12 protein-coding genes and 1 other RNA gene are annotated in these 13,799 nt (G+C 63.8%); 5 read left to right on the plus strand and 8 right to left on the minus strand.

Annotated features, from left to right (window positions below; translation table 11 throughout):
• Positions 1 to 61 precede the first annotated feature (61 nt).
• Positions 62 to 517 carry a GNAT family N-acetyltransferase gene (locus tag IPM18_12560; protein ID MBK9120415.1) on the plus strand — a complete coding sequence of 152 codons (456 nt, stop codon included), beginning with the start codon at positions 62 to 64 and terminating at the stop codon, positions 515 to 517.
• Positions 518 to 533: 16 nt separating this feature from the next.
• On the opposite strand, the gene IPM18_12565 is transcribed toward IPM18_12560, so the two are convergent.
• From IPM18_12565 to IPM18_12585, 5 genes are all read right to left on the minus strand, one after another.
• The gene (locus IPM18_12565; protein ID MBK9120416.1) at positions 534 to 887 is read right to left on the minus strand and encodes a YbaB/EbfC family nucleoid-associated protein; all 354 of its coding nucleotides are present in this window, start codon (positions 885 to 887) and stop codon (positions 534 to 536) included.
• A 43-nt stretch (positions 888 to 930) separates the two neighbouring features.
• Positions 931 to 2,487: a DNA polymerase III subunit gamma/tau gene (dnaX, locus tag IPM18_12570; GenBank protein MBK9120417.1), complete on the minus strand. Its 1,557-nt coding sequence runs from the start codon at positions 2,485 to 2,487 to the stop codon at positions 931 to 933.
• 126 nt (positions 2,488 to 2,613) lie between these two features.
• Positions 2,614 to 2,711, minus strand: an RNA gene (ffs, locus tag IPM18_12575) — signal recognition particle sRNA small type.
• 272 nt (positions 2,712 to 2,983) lie between these two features.
• Positions 2,984 to 5,218: an agmatine deiminase family protein gene (locus IPM18_12580; protein MBK9120418.1), complete on the minus strand. Its 2,235-nt coding sequence runs from the start codon at positions 5,216 to 5,218 to the stop codon at positions 2,984 to 2,986.
• 307 nt (positions 5,219 to 5,525) lie between these two features.
• Entirely contained in the window at positions 5,526 to 6,296 is a 771-nt protein-coding gene (locus IPM18_12585) for a prolyl oligopeptidase family serine peptidase (GenBank protein MBK9120419.1), read from the minus strand.
• 227 nt (positions 6,297 to 6,523) lie between these two features.
• On the opposite strand from IPM18_12585, the gene IPM18_12590 reads away from it, so the two are divergent.
• From IPM18_12590 to IPM18_12600, 3 genes are all read left to right on the plus strand, one after another.
• Entirely contained in the window at positions 6,524 to 7,663 is a 1,140-nt protein-coding gene (locus IPM18_12590; GenBank protein ID MBK9120420.1) for a Re/Si-specific NAD(P)(+) transhydrogenase subunit alpha, read from the plus strand.
• On the plus strand, positions 7,663 to 7,992 hold the full coding sequence (locus IPM18_12595) for an NAD(P) transhydrogenase subunit alpha (protein ID MBK9120421.1): 330 nt from the start codon (positions 7,663 to 7,665) through the stop codon (positions 7,990 to 7,992). The genes IPM18_12590 and IPM18_12595 overlap by 1 nt, the downstream gene beginning before the upstream one ends.
• Positions 7,993 to 8,223: 231 nt before the next feature.
• Entirely contained in the window at positions 8,224 to 9,651 is a 1,428-nt protein-coding gene (locus tag IPM18_12600; protein ID MBK9120422.1) for an NAD(P)(+) transhydrogenase (Re/Si-specific) subunit beta, read from the plus strand.
• Positions 9,652 to 9,748: 97 nt separating this feature from the next.
• Here the strand turns inward: IPM18_12600 and IPM18_12605 are convergent, their stop codons facing one another.
• The gene (locus tag IPM18_12605; GenBank protein MBK9120423.1) at positions 9,749 to 10,525 is read right to left on the minus strand and encodes a hypothetical protein; all 777 of its coding nucleotides are present in this window, start codon (positions 10,523 to 10,525) and stop codon (positions 9,749 to 9,751) included.
• 496 nt (positions 10,526 to 11,021) lie between these two features.
• Between IPM18_12605 and IPM18_12610 the strand changes: the two genes are divergently transcribed.
• Entirely contained in the window at positions 11,022 to 11,810 is a 789-nt protein-coding gene (locus IPM18_12610; protein MBK9120424.1) for a UvrB/UvrC motif-containing protein, read from the plus strand.
• 110 nt (positions 11,811 to 11,920) lie between these two features.
• Here the strand turns inward: IPM18_12610 and IPM18_12615 are convergent, their stop codons facing one another.
• Both IPM18_12615 and IPM18_12620 read right to left on the minus strand, forming a co-directional pair.
• On the minus strand, positions 11,921 to 12,274 hold the full coding sequence (locus IPM18_12615) for an HU family DNA-binding protein (protein MBK9120425.1): 354 nt from the start codon (positions 12,272 to 12,274) through the stop codon (positions 11,921 to 11,923).
• Between the two features lie 236 nt (positions 12,275 to 12,510).
• Positions 12,511 to 13,632: an LOG family protein gene (locus IPM18_12620; protein ID MBK9120426.1), complete on the minus strand. Its 1,122-nt coding sequence runs from the start codon at positions 13,630 to 13,632 to the stop codon at positions 12,511 to 12,513.
• Positions 13,633 to 13,799 lie beyond the last annotated feature (167 nt).

Genomic DNA, 13,799 nt, shown 5'->3' on the forward strand with positions numbered 1-13,799 from the left:
AGGGTAGTGAGAATCGGCCGCGCGTCCTCGAATTGCATTCCTGTGCAACAGGAGCTGCAAAATGCACTGCCGCACACTCATGCACACGGACACCACCCAGGCCGAGGAGGTTCGCCGGCTATTCTTTGAAGCGTATACGGTTGAGGCCGCGCTGATCGGCGTGGCGGACTTCCCACCCTTGCGGCGCAGTGCGTCCGACATTGCCAGGGCCCCGTCGATCTTTTTCGGCTGTGAACGGGACCAAGAACTCGCGGCGGTGGCGGAAGTCGAAACCACAAATGGCCCCACCGCGAACATTGCCGCCTTTGCCGTACGACCCGCGTGGTTTCGCCACGGCATGGGTACGTTCCTGTTGGCACACCTGCTTGCGCTTCTGGACAAAACAACCGTGACGGTCTCCACGGCGTGTGGCAACATTCCGGCGCTAGCGCTCTACGAGAAATTCGGTTTCCGCTCGTCGCGGCACTGGCGCACGGCTTGTGGAATCGACATGGTTACCCTCGCGCGCGAACCGTAGTGTGCCGCCGCAGCGTTTACAAACCGGGCAAACCGCCCCCAAACATCTTTTCGATACCTGACAGGTCCATTCCGCCGGTGAGTTGCTGCATTTCCTTCTGCACTGCCTCGCGGCTGCGAGCCACAGCATCACGGACGGCCGCAGCCGTCAGTTCCTCGAGCAGTTCAACGTCGCCGCTTTGGACAAGTGCCGGCTCGATCCGCAGGGAAACCACTTCGCCCCGGCCGTCGACCGTGGCACGCACCTGCCCGCCGCCGGCCTCTCCGACGATGCGGGCCGCCCCAAGCCGCTCGTTCATCGCGCGCATGGATTCCTTGATCGCACCCGCGTTTTTCATCAGGTTCATCAGTGAACCGAGATTGCCGAACATGCATCACTCCCAGCAACCGGGGCACTTAGGCACACCGGCAATATTACTTCTTCTGCGATGGCGTGAGGGCAGGCGGGCCCTCCGGCGGGCTGCGCTCCACACTCACTACGACCCCGTCGAACAGTTCGATGGCCTGCCTGACGATGGGATCCTCCTCCGCCCGGCGGCGCTCCTCATTGGACACCTCAATGCCACGTGACCGCTCGGACGGCGCCCCCTCAGCGCCGCTCCGGGTTGTCGCAGCGGCCGACGGGGCAACCGCACGAACCAGGGCGGCCTCGGTTGATGCCGGAACGCGGGTCTCCGCAGGAATCGGTCGTAACGGCGCAGTTTCGGAGGGAGCTACGTCAGCGAGTTCCCTGATCCGCGGTCGCGCTGCAACAGGCGGTGCCGGCTCACACGTCGCCAACGACTCGGTGGTCTCGTCAGCTACGCTCTTTTTTTTTTGATCCGCGCCGTCACCCTCCGCAGGTAACTGTCGCAGGAGCTGCTCGATGGCGGTCCATTCGCGCAGCCGGGCAAGGCGCAGCATCGTCACCTCTGCGAGGGCCCGCCCGGCACTGCTGAAGCGTACGTGCCGACGGAGTTCCTCAAGCATCGGGATCATCTGTACGTAATGCGAGAGCTCGAATTTCTGCGCCAGTGCAACGTAACTTGCACGGGCCGCGGCCGGCACATCGACCATGCCCGTATCGGCGCCGCAAGTGCGGAGCAACAGCAGTGTCCGCGCAACATCGATCGCGTCCTGGCAGAACAGTTCGATACCGCGACCGGCGCCGAGGATCGCATCCAGCCCCCGGAGTACTCCGGCGACGTCACCCGCACCGACTTGTTCGAAAAGGGCGAAGACCTGCTCGTTCTGGGCCGGCGGCAGCAGTTCATCGAGCACCCCGGCGTCGAGCTGCGACGGAGAGACGGAGAGCAACTGATCAAGGATGCTGAGGGCGTCGCGCATCGAGCCGTTTGCGAGGCGAGCGATGCGCTGCACGACGGCCGACTCAACCTGGGTACCCTCGGCCGCGGCGATCTCGGTCAGGCGGGCGGCGATCGGCTCGGGGCCGATATTGCGGAAATTGAAACGCTGGCAGCGGCTCTGGATGGTTGCGGGAACCTTCTGAATCTCAGTGGTTGCGAGGATGAATTTCACATGCTCAGGGGGCTCTTCGAGGGTCTTGAGCAGCGCGTTGAACGCGCTGATCGACAGCATGTGGACCTCGTCGATGATGTAAACCTTGAAACGCGCGCGTGCCGGACGATAAGCGGTATTGCTGCGCAATTCGCGGATGTTCTCCACGCCGGTATTACTGGCAGCGTCGATCTCGAGCACGTCGACATCCTGCCCCTCGGCAATCTTGCGACAGGCATCACAATTTCCGCAGGGGGTGGCAGTCGGTGTGTCGTAGGAGAGGCAATTCAGCGCTTTCGCAAGGATGCGGGCCATGCTCGTCTTGCCGACCCCGCGGGTGCCGGTGAAGAGATAGCCATGGTGGATGCGACCAGTCGCAATCGCATTGGTGAGCGTGGTTGCGATGGCTTCCTGGCCGATGACCTCGACAAAGGTCTGACTGCGATACTTGCGCGCGAGGACGGTATAGGCCACGGCAATACTGCGCTTTGTGACTCAGAGGCCGCCGTCGGGATCGCTCACGAGACCGCATCCCGCCGGTGCCGACGCCCACTCAGTTGACAGCGCCCGCGCGGGCGCTTTCGAAGAAAAACCTGAGGCTTCGACCAGGTGATCGTTGCACGTGGGCCACACCGGGTGGGCTGCTCCCGTCAAGGCCTGACCCGTTATCCGACGGACGCACTGCACCGGCCCAGCCGTCGCCTCAGGCGAAGCGCCATGCTAACAGCAGAGGGGCAATATCACCAGCGCGGCGAGATCGCGGCGACGGGTTCTGGGAGCTGCGGCTGAACATGGTCAGGAGCGCCCTCCGGCCTGCTCTGTAAGGCGGCCGCAGTTGCCCACTTGGAACCTTGACACCACCAGTGGGGGAAGAGCGGTTCGAAGCAAGCAGCAGGCGGCCGACGCATGGATCATGCGCCAGCCGCCCTGGAAACTGCACTGGGACTCCGTGGGGCAGAACGCCCGACTGCTAGGGAATCATCGTCTCACACGGTTCCGGATTCGTCTTGATCGCGGCGATAAAACCGGAGAGGTCGGCGAACGTGACGAGGCCGTCCCCGGTGAAATCGCCATTCTCATAGGCGCACACCCCGCCCACGGGATCGAACGGCCAGTCGGCTGGGTCGGCCGTCTTGATGGCCGCAATGAAAAGTGAAATGTCGGCGAACGTGACAAGCGTATCACAGTTCATGTCGCCGGGGCAGTACGTCGGCAGCGGTGGCTGGGTGGTGACGACCGCGCTGAGGTAGTCATGCCGCGTGCGCACCACGGTTCCCGAGAAAGTGCCGCGCTCGGCGTAAACCAGCAAGGTCATAACGCCATTAGCATCCACGTAGCGCTCGAAGTCCGTGCGAATCGTGCCTGTCAGGAGACCGTCGCGGTTGCCGGCCCAGTTGTCGAAGAAGCGATTCTGTCCGAGCAGGCCCTGCCCGTCGCCCCAAGTGTTGGCCACGTTGTCCCAGACATAGAGTTCAACCTGAGTGCAAGCGTCGGCATAACCCCGCCAGGTCACGTCGATCTTGAGCAACTCGGCCGGATTCTCGTTGATCTGAAAGTCGAATACGTGCGTCGACTCCCAGCCGGTCGACGGTGACAGACTCGTGTACCAGACGTTGTCACCCGATTGCGCGATCCCATTGGCGATCGCCAGCCCAACCGAGGTGTTCACCGGCCGGCGCTGGATCTGGATCGGGATCCAGTTCGAGGTCTGGTAGCCGAAGGCGGCGATCGCGGTGGGCGTCACCGCAAAGTCATAGCGGGTCTGCGGTGCATTGACGATCTCGAAGGGCATAGCACTGGTCGCCATCCCCACCGCGCCGCCGGCACTCTGAGCGGTGACACGGATGCGCGCATCGGCACTGGGTTCATCAGGCACGGTCCAGATGAACTTGCCTGTATCGGCTGGTGAGGCAATCCACTCGTACGACCGCCCACCGTCCGCGGAGTACTCCAGGTCGATCTCCGCGAGCGGGGCGTTGTTCGTATCGGTGGCAACCCATTCGATCGTGATCGTCTCACCGGCGACAAGCAGTTCGCCGCCACGCGGATAGATCACCTGCACGGCCGGCGTCGCGCCCGTGTAGCGCGGCACCTGTTTGACGATGCAGTGGATGGCGCCGGAGGCGGGGATGATGTCCCAGCAGTTGATCGGCACAATCTCCACGCCCGGGCCGGCAGCTTGCTGCCACACGGCCAGCGCAGCGGCATCATCGGCGAGGTAAGCCGAACTGCCGGCGCCGTACGTCGGGATGAAGATACGATCATTCACGCGAAAGGCGTTCGTGTAGCTGTAGTGCGCCCGGGTATTGTGCCAGGCCGGCACCCGGTGCACCGTATACCCAAGGTTTTGCATGTAGGGGACGGCGTTCTCCGTAATCGTGACGGCCGTCGCGTTCGAGCCCGGCTTGAACTGGGCGATGATCACGTTCTGTGGATCGACAATGTAGAACCACATGTCGATGTGGCCGGTGCCGTCGACGCTGAATGGCAACTGCGGCATGACGTGCAACTCATCGATGCCGAGGTAGGCCTGGTACAGCTCGGCGATCAAGTCCGCATTGAAGCCCTCGCTCGCCGGGTTGTCGAGGTTGATCAGGGCCGTGACAAAGCCAGTGCGATTCGGACCCGGCATAAAGTTTCCGCCCGAAAAGTACAGGGGCAGATCGTCGGTCGGCATGAGGAAATAATCGTCGCCCACCAGCGTGGGGATGAAATTGTCGCGCGAGCGATTCGGGTAGTAATGGCTGTCCGAGATGCCCAGCGCACCGTCCCGCCAGATGAAATGCGGGCCATAGTCGCGGATCCACAGCGCATCGAGCGGCGCGAGGATGAACTGCACCTTGGAGAGATTCGCGCCGGCTGCGGCGAACGCCGAGGACGCTGCACTCTGCACGGCCGTGCTGGATACGACCACATAGGCGATTTCGTCTCGGTTGGCGGGCGCTGTCAAGGTGGCGACGAGGTTCACGACCACGCTGGTCCACTGCCCCGGCACGTACGAATAGAGCACACCGCGGACAGGTGCATATTCCGGTGCCGACTCGATCAAACCCCCGGGTTGATCGCGTTGCGCCCGGATTACGTACGGCGTCAACGGTTGGTTGGGGTCGTACGGCGTGCCACCCTCACGGGTAGCGGGCAGCGGTGGCTGTAACTCGATTTCGGCACTCAGACCGTCCGCGGAAGTTTCTGTCGGAGGTGCCACCGGCACATCCGCTCCTAAGGCCATCGTCCCCCAGCACACCAAGACCCCCGTAAGCATCCAGCCTAGCCCCGCAGATTGCATTCCGACCTCCTCATCATGGTCCGAGTGAACGGCCGTGCGCGCAAACAGCACGCCTCCTGAATTATTCACATGGTATCATGCCCGGACAATGGTTGCACGCCAATCTTGCCGTAGCCCGATGTTCGTTTATATACGCGTAAACAACTGCCAATAAACATGTTACGTTAGATCTAGCGCCTGGGTTTTCAAGCGATCGCACTCCAATCAAATGATAACCGAACAATCATCACCCTTTGGCGGGTTCAACAGCCGGTACCGGTCGACGCTGCTCGAAGAGCCATGTCCAGAGTGCCGCGTCACTGTAAACCCGGTCCCAGATCGCGTGGGCCCCATCCTCGTACACGGTGTATTGCACTTCCCCACCCCCGGCCCGCAAAAGTGCGACCATGTCACGCGACTTCTGTACGGGTACGTTGCGATCGGCCCGGCCGTGAAAGACCCAGGTCGGTATCTCCACCAGTTGCTCTGCGAGGCGGCGGTCGAGGCCGGTGCTGTCGCCCAATTCGGCGAAGCCGCAGACGGGCACAATCGCGGCGAAAACGCGCGGGTGGCTGGCGGCGAGCAGCCAGGTACCGTGGCCGCCCAGCGACAGCCCGGTGAGGTAGAGCCGTTCGCGGTCCAGACGGTAATCCTGTGAGGTCTGTTCTACGCAACGGACGGCGAGTCGCGCCATTGCGCCAGTCCAGCTCTGGCCGCTGCGGCACTGCGGCATCACGACGAGGGCGGGAATACGGCGGTGGTCGAGGCGCAGCGCGCGGCCGATACCTACCTCGGTCTGCTTGAAGCCGTCGGAGCCGCGCTCGCCGGAGCCATGCAGGAAGTGGATGCAGGGCCACACCCTTTCGGGCGTGTAGTCGGGTGGGACGAAGACGGTGTAGGCGTAGCGTTCACCATCGAGCTCGAGGGTCTTAAAGAGGAAGCCGGTCGCGATGGGCACGGGCGGGGCGGCAGTGGGCTGACTGGCGATCATGAGCAGGCCGGCGAGCATGACGAGCATGAGTGGGCACTCCTGAGGATGGTGGTCTACTGGAGGATAGCAGGAGCCGTGCCGGTATGGGGGGTATAGGTGGATATGCTGCCAGACTGTCGATGGGCTGAGAGATCGGAGGCGAGCGCCGCGCTTTACCAACGGACACGGAGGGTTACAATGCATTCCCTTTACGGCTCGTCGGCGCGTGGTCGCGCGGCAACCGGGCGCCGTAGCAGGGCAACAGCGAGGAACCCATGAAGATCGCGGTGCCGAAAGAGACCCGCGCCGGTGAACGGCGGGTCGCGCTCGTACCGGAATCCGTCAAGAAGCTAAAAGCGAAAGGCATCGAAGTCGTGATCGAGGCCGGGGCGGGGGCGAACGCGTACTTTTCTGACGAAAGTTATCTGGCCCAGGGGGCAACCGTGGCGTCGACCGCTGCGGAGGCGTTTACCGCCGCGGATCTGATCGTGGGGGTGCAACCGCCGACACCTGCGCAGGTCGAACAGTTTCCCCAGGGCGTCAAGCTGCTGACGACTCTGCAACCGACAGTGAACTCCGAGGCGGTACGCGCGCTGGTGGCGCGCCACGTCTCCGCCTTCGCGACTGACATGATTCCGCGAACCACCCGCGCGCAGTCGATGGACACGTTGTCGTCCATGGCGAACATTGCCGGCTACAAGGCCGTGTTGATCGCGGCAAACGAGTTTCCCCGCTACTTCCCGATGTTCATGACCGCGGCGGGGACGATTTTCGCCGCGAAGGTCTTCGTGATCGGCGCGGGCGTCGCGGGACTGCAGGCCATCGCTACGGCCCGACGGCTGGGGGCCACCGTCACCGCCACGGACACGCGCCGTGCGGTCGCAGAACAGATTCAGAGTCTTGGCGCCAAATTCGCGGGCGTGGAGAGCGACGAGGATGCCCAGACCTCCAGCGGCTACGCAAAAGAGCTTTCCGCCGACTTCTACCGCCGGCAGGCGGAATTGATCGGAGCCCAGTGCGCGGCGCACGATATCGTCATCACGACCGCGCTGATCGGGGGGGTGAAAGCACCGAAGTTGATCACGGCCGCCATGGTTGACAAAATGCAGCCGGGCTCGGTGATTGTGGACCTGGCGGCCACCGCGGGAGGCAACTGCGAGTTGACGCAACCAGGCACGACCATCGAAGTGCACGGGGTCAAGATCTGTGCCCCGCTGAACCTCCCGTCGGACATGCCGGTCCATGGCAGCACGCTGTACTCGCGGAATCTGACAACTTTCCTGCTCGAGTTCTGGAAGGATGGCACGTTCCGGATGGACCTGGAAGACGAAATCATTGCCGGCGCGCTCGTCACGCACGCCGGTGAAGTGCGCCACGAGCATGTCCGGAAAGCGCTGGAAGGCGGTGTGGCATGATGGAATGGCTCGACGTTTTGGCCGCCGGTGGCGGCGGTTCCACGGTGGACCTGAAGACGCTTACTCTGAGCGTGGTGGCCTTTGGGCTGGCGATCTTTCTCGGATTCGAGGTCATCACCAAAGTGCCGGCGACGCTGCACACCCCGTTGATGTCCGGCGCCAACGCGATCTCGGGTATTACGATCGTCGGTGCCCTGCTCATCGCGGGCGGCACCGACGGCTGGTTTAGCGTGATCTTCGGGTTCCTCGCGATGGTGTTCGCCACGATTAACGTCTTTGGCGGGTTTGTCGTCACCGACCGCCTGCTGGCCATGTTCAAGCGGAGGTAGCATATGTCGCATTCGCATTGGCTGCCGCGCGCCGGCCTGCTGGCTGTGCTCCTGCTGACCCCCGCACTGTCCGCACAGGAAACCCCGGCCACAGGACCTGCGGTCACAGCCGCAGCGCCGCAAGCGGTTTCCCCGCCCTACATGGCGGCCACGCACGAGCACTCCACCACAGCGCCGACGACTCCGGCCGCGACAAGCCCACACAAGCTGAGCGACGAGGCCGTCTTCGTGATGGACCTCTTCTACCTGCTGGCGGCGCTGCTGTTCGTCTTCGGACTGAAGATGCTGTCGTCGCCCCGGACGGCACGGCGCGGGAACCTCGTCGCGGCACTAGGTATGTTGCTCGCGGTGGTGGTCACCCTGGCGTTCATGGGCCAAATCGGTTACGTGACGATCGTTGCGGGACTTGTCGTCGGGGCACTCATCGGCACCGTTGCGGCGCTGCGCGTGCCGACTACCGCGCTGCCGGAAATGGTTGCGCTGTTCAATGGTTCGGGCGGATTGGCGTCGGCCGTCGTCGCGATTGCCGAGTACTGGCGCTCCCCGGGTGCACAGGCATTGGATGCGTCGATCAGCATCGGTTTCGCGGTCTTGATCGGCATGGTGACGACGACCGGCAGTCTCGTCGCCTGGGGCAAGCTCTCCGGGAAATGGATTCCCCTCTGGTGGCATGGCAAGGAGGTCAACAAGAAGGGCGTACTGGAGTGGAAGGCCTACCTGAAACTCGGCAACCCGCTGACCTTCCCCCTGCAGCACGCGCTCAACTTCGTCCTGTTGGTGGCCGCAATCACGCTGGGCGTCGTCGTCGCCCTGAACCCCGGCGCGGCGTGGGCGGTGGTGCTGTTGATTCTGCTGGCGACCGTGCTCGGTGTACTGCTCACGATCCCGATCGGCGGGGCCGACATGCCCGTGGTCGTCTCGCTCCTCAACTCCTACTCCGGCCTGGCGGCCTGCGCGGCCGGCTTCGTGCTGGGTAACGTGGGTCTGATCATCAGCGGTTCGCTGGTGGGCGCTGCGGGCTTGATCCTGACGCAGATCATGTGCAAGGCGATGAACCGCAAACTGCTGGCGGTGCTCGCGGGCGGCTTTGGGCAGGAAACGGCGGGCGTCGGTGGAACCTCAGTGGAGGGCAAGACCGTCCGCCAGATGGATGCGGAAGAGGCGGCCATGGTCTTGGAAGCCGCTCAGAAGGTCTTCATTATCCCGGGCTACGGGATGGCCGTGGCCCAGGCCCAGCATGCCGTGGCAGAGCTGGCTCAGCAGCTTCAGAAGCGCGGTTGTGACGTGCGTTTCGGCGTGCATCCGGTCGCGGGACGCATGCCGGGCCACATGAACGTGCTGCTGGCGGAGGCGAACGTGCCCTACGAGCAGCTCGCCGACCTCGATCTGAACAGTGAGATGGAACAGTGCGACGTGGCGCTCATCATCGGGGCGAACGACGTCGTGAATCCCGATGCGCGGCGCCCGGACAGCCAGATCGCCGGCATGCCGATCTTCGATGTCGACCGGGCCCGCACCGTGATGGTCTGCAAGCGCAGTCTGAATCCCGGTTTTGCCGGGATCGAGAATCCGCTCTTCTTCCTCGACAACGCGGTCATGCTGTTCGGGGACGCGAAGAAAATGGTCAGCGGCATCGTTACGGAATTGAAGAGCTCGTAACACCCACCCCCGCATCCAAGGGGCCCGGTGGGCACGCACACTCGCGAGCCCACCGGGATACCTTGCCACATCAAGGCCGCACCCCCAACCCACGCGGCTATTCGATCGGCACGACGCGTTCCGCGCAGTTGTGTAGTTTGCCGGGAATATTGCGGCCGTCCGGCGTAACGATCACGCAGTCCATCTGGTCGAGCCCCAAGCACTGATTTCCACTCGGATAACAGGGCGGCCCGCAGGGGAACGTGTGCTCCTGCTGATGCTGCCCGCCCTCGTCCATGCAGACGCACACGCAGACCACGGTATGCGTCTCCGCGTCGGGTACCGGCCCTTCAAGTCGCTCCCCTTCAACCATCCCGGCATCGGCGGGGTGGCGCACGATGCCGTAGAAATCCGCGCCGATGTAGAACGCGTGCCGCGGCCCGAGCTGCACCAGCGATCCGTCGGAGAGCATGACCCTGATTTCGTGCCCCGTGGCATTCTGTACCGCCCCATGTTCGACCAGATCGCCGATGCGCAAATGCTCCCGCCCCTGCGCTCCCACGACCGCGCCACCCTCGAGCGTCACACCCCCCAGGGTCCGAAGCATCACCTGCGGCCGATCATTCGCATCATCACTCTCCAGATTCATGATCATTACGGGCTTCTGCCGGAGGTAGCGGAACACGACCTGGCGGGCCTCGGGCACGGGAATGTGAATACCGATGCGTGCATCGCTCGCGGCCGCCGCGCGCTGCACGCGTACAACACGTACGGGGAGCGTGAGCAGCACGTCCGCATAGCGCGGCGGGGCGACCGGAGCAACTGCACTGGTTGCGGGTGCATCCGCTGACTGTGCATACAGCGCGGCCATCACACCGACCAGCATGCTGAGCATCTTGATACCCCTTTTGCAGCGCCTAGTGGGCCCGGCTCGCGCCCTGCTGGCGTCGCCCCGCTGGCGTCGCCCCGCTGGCGTCGCCCCGCTGGCGTTTCCCCGAGTGCCCACCGGTAATTCTCAGTCTAACATGCAATCGTCGCAAATGCCAATAAAAAGCGCAAAAACGCATGAATGCTTGAAATGTCAAACGGCCTGCTCATGTAGCTTCGCGGCGCCGGCAGCTCGCTGAACCCACGATCCGCGCGCATCAAATCGACAAGGCGCCATGCACATCTCATATTGCAGACAGATGAAGCACGCGGTTGCAAGCGCTGCTGCTTCCACTGGCGCGAGATTTCGCTGTTGCGAGAAGCCCTTCGCGGGCCTGGCAATCTCTGCCCGCGCCGACAGCGTGAACCGGCCAATGCCATTACCGGACACCATGCTCCTATTCCAGATCCCGCCGCCCGCGGCCGATCTGCCGGACAGCACTCGCCGAGTGCCCGGAGACGCAATGACGCTCGACCTCGACGATCTCATCACCGGTTGGAACTGCCCGACGGGCGAGCTGCGTGCCCGGGCGGTCGGCGGTCGGGACGGTGCGCGCCTGCTGCAATTGCGCGTTGACCTCGGCGTCCTGCAGATGTTCACTGCCGGACGACCTGACGGAGAGCGTTACCAAGATTCCCCCACGGTCCGGGCCTACATCGCGCGTGCCCTGCAAAACCGCCAACGGCCGGCGGAAGAGCACTGGCGCGCCCTGGAACGGGAATTGCTCCAGTTCAATTACCGGCGGATGGCCTTCTCCGCGGCGGCCGAGCGCGCGCTGGACGAGGGGCGTGAAGGCAAGGCGCGCCGCTTCATGCGTGGCGCACTCGGCGACATCCGCACTTGCCTGGCGATCCTGCGACTGCTGGGGCGCTGCGGGCGGCACGATCAGGATTTGCATCCCAGCATGCGGCCGACACTACTGTTTGATAGCGCGCGGCTACGAGCCCAGTTGCGCGTGGTGGAAGGCCGCTACGAGGAAGCGGTGGAAGTGGCCGATACGGGGGCAGCGCGGCTGGAGCAACTGCTAGCGGACCTTGGTTACGAGCATGAGCAACGCGAGGGGGACGCCGGGCTGCGGTACCTGCGGACCATGAGTCTGCGCCTGAGACACAACTACGGCATCACGCACACGTTGCGGGAGCAACTCGACGAGGCGATCGAGCGCGAGGACTTCGAAGAAGCAGCCCGCCTGCGGGACGAACTTGCCCAGCGTGCGCAGCGCCGCCCAAGCTCCAAGCGGCGTCGGGCGTAACCGTACAAGACAACAGCCGGTGACGCCGCCTGCGTGGCATGGCATCACCGGCTGTCGCGTTGTAGGTCAGCTGGGCCGCGGCCCGGACGGGGCGAGTGGCCCGAATCTGGCTAGACCATTTCCTTCAGGTTCTTGAGCGGACGGACCTTGACGACCTTGCGGGCCGGCTTGGCCTTGACCTGCATCATCTCGCCCGGGTGGAATGGATCGGGTTTGGTGTGGGCTTTGACGGCAGGACGCTTCTGTACGGTGATCTTCATCAGACCGGGGACGGTAAAGACACCGGGACCCTTGCCAAGATCCTTGCGGATCAGGCCGGCCATCTCGTCGAAGACGCCAGCAACCTGCTTGCGAGTCAAGCCGGCGGTTTCGGCGAGGTGGGCATAGATCTCCGACTTGGTGCGGGCCTTGGTGACCGACTTGGCGGCGGCCGGCTTGGCCGCCTTCTTCGCTGCCTTTGCCATGGACGTTCTGCCTCCAGCGGGGTGACGGCCGGCGCAAGCCGGCCGGAATCCCAGAATTCCGTCCGCGGGCTGCCGGGCACGCGGTGAACGAGCCGTGGCGCTGCGCATGATTGCGCTGGATGCCGTTCACCGCAGCACGTGCGGACGACCACGTCCGCCGCAAACCGCGTAGCACTGTTTTGTCGCAGAACGGCGCAGACGTCAAGAGGGTTTTGTACTTCGAGGCGAGAAAATCCCTATTTTTTCGGCGTTTCCTCGCCGGCGAGGTCCGTCGGTACGGCCACGAGCGTTCGCGGTGGGGCCTGCCACCCCGGTGGCGGCGGTGCAGTGTTGAGCAGGTCGATGAGACGGCGCAACCGCCCGCAACTCCGTCGGTCAAACCGCAGGCAGACACGGGCGAGTTCGGGCAGTTCGCCGCCCTCCTGGGAGAGCGGGGGCGAACTCGTAATACGCCCACCGGTCAGGATCTGGCCGAATTCGTCGTTCAGACGGGTCAGCAGGTCCGTCGACGGCGGGTATTGCAACCGCAGTACGAGGTCGTCCCCGACATACCGCATGGAGTGGTACACACGATAAAAATCAGTCACCTCGCGGACGGCTACGTCGACATCGTCGGTGATTCGGAACAGGTACATGTCTTCGGGACTGATCATGCCGGCGCCGAGCAGCTCGCTCTTCACGTACGCCCGCCACTGGAGCCAATAGGTGCCGCCGGGCTGCTCAACCATGACGATCGGAACGATAGGCGCTTTACCGGTCTGAATCAGGGTCAGGGCCTCAAAGCCCTCATCCTGCGTGCCAAAGCCGCCCGGGTAGAGGGCCACCGCCGAGGATTCCTTCATGAACATCAGCTTGCGCGTGAAGAAATAGCGGAAGTTCATGAGCTTCGCGTCGTCCGCGATGATGGTGTTCGTCTTCTGCTCAAAGGGCAGACTGATCGCGACGCCGAAACTCGCTTCACGCCCTGCCCCACCATGGCCGGCCTTCATGATGCCGTCCCCCGCCCCGGTGATCACCATCCAACCCACCTCGCTCATGCGCCGGCTGAAGGCCACGGCCGACTGGTAATCGGGGTGGTGTTCGGGGGTGCGCGCCGAGCCGAAGATGCTGACCTTGCGAATGGCACGATAAGGGACGAAGGTCTTCAATGCATAGCGCAGCTCGGAGAGCGCTTTGGTCAGGAGCATCACGTCGCCGCGCTCGGCATCTTCGCGCGCCAGGCGCGTCAGCGTGACCAGCATCTGCTCGAACAACTCCTGGTTCGGGCCACGCAGGAACTCGCCGGCGAACGCTGCAATGGTCTCCGAGCGCCGCCGCCGCCATTCCGTATCGTTCCGGGCTGAAACACTATCACTCACGATGGGTTGCTCCTCTCGACGGGCAGCGACACAACCGCGCGCCACCGCGCGCAGACGCGCATACTATCCTGATACGACGTACCTGTAACCGCCCGACTCCCGGGATTTGACCCGCGCGCGGGTCGGATTTACGATTCCCTGTTTGCCGGGCACCACGAAACTTGTGT

The organism is Phycisphaerales bacterium (genome assembly GCA_016716475.1).
Classification (GTDB): domain Bacteria; phylum Planctomycetota; class Phycisphaerae; order UBA1845; family Fen-1342; genus JADJWG01.